The 1112-nt window shown below is 52.6% G+C and carries 1 protein-coding gene; it reads left to right on the top strand.

Translation table 11 applies throughout. The features are described from left to right. The coding region (locus BW950_RS14710; protein ID WP_143559295.1) for an IS3 family transposase at positions 1–1082 on the top strand (1082 nt) is incomplete at its 5' end. Positions 1083–1112: the final 30 nt, after the last annotated feature.

The following is a 1112-nucleotide window of genomic DNA, read 5'->3' as shown; positions in this document are numbered from 1 at the left end:
AAAAAAATTTCTCGGATATTTCAGGACCAAGAGGAAGACTGATTCCCGAGAACCAACGCCGCGCCCTGTGTGAAACGATTGACGATGGCATCGAAAAAGGAGCCCGTGTGGCTCCGCTTTGTGATGCTCTGGGTATTCATCCACGCACGTATTCTCGATGGAAAACAGATCTGATTGATCGGCGCAAAGGCAGTAAAAAAGAAAAAACGCGTGCCCTCACCGATGAAGAGCGCCGACAGATTATCGAAGTATGTACGTCCGCTCAGTTTAAAGACTCTACACCGGGAGAAATCGTTGCAATTCTTGCTGAGAACAGCAGATATATCGCCAGTGAGCGAACATTTTATCGCGTCCTGAAGGCTGAGGGCCTTCTCCATCATCGTAGCAACAGTCGTCCAGCACGCCAGTCCCAGAAGCCTCCAGAACTGAAAGCGACGGGACCCGACCAGGTTTTTTCGTGGGACATTACCTGGCTCCCGTCATGTGTAAGCGGTATATTCTGGTACTGTTATGCGGTAATCGACGTCTGGAGTCGAGAGATCGTCGGTTGGACAATCCAGACCAGCGAATCGGAAGAACACGCCAGAAACCTCTTTGAATCCATCAAGCGTCGACGAAATCTGAACGGCGTGTGGTTACACTCGGACAACGGCAACCCCATGCGTGGGGCCACGTTCTCTGTATGGCTGGCATCCATGGGTATGTTTATCTCCCATTCTCGCCCGTTGGTAAAAAATGACAACCCCTACATCGAATCGTTTTTCCGCACCCTCAAGTACCATGCCTCGTATCCCGGGCGCTTCAAGACCATTGATGAGGGACGAGCCTGGATGGGCGACTTCATCGACTGGTACAACACGACGCATCGCCACTCCGGTTTGGGCTACATCACGCCGGAACAGCGCCGGACTGGAGAGGATATCACCCTGTTTGCCAGGCGGAACGAAACGCTGCGGAGGGCCTTTGAGGAACATCCTGAACGATTCCCACGGACCGGGCCAAAGAAGTGGACAAGCAGGCGAGTGGTATTCCTGAACCCATCACAGGAAACCAGGCGCCTGATCCATCAAAGAGCGGCGTAATTCAGGTGACTTCTTTGTTGACAAACACCG

Origin of the sequence: Alkalispirochaeta americana (assembly GCF_900156105.1) — a bacterium.
In the GTDB taxonomy this organism is placed as follows: domain Bacteria; phylum Spirochaetota; class Spirochaetia; order DSM-27196; family Alkalispirochaetaceae; genus Alkalispirochaeta; species Alkalispirochaeta americana.
Note: the sequence above shows the minus strand (reverse complement) of the source record. Positions and strands in the feature narration are given on the sequence as shown.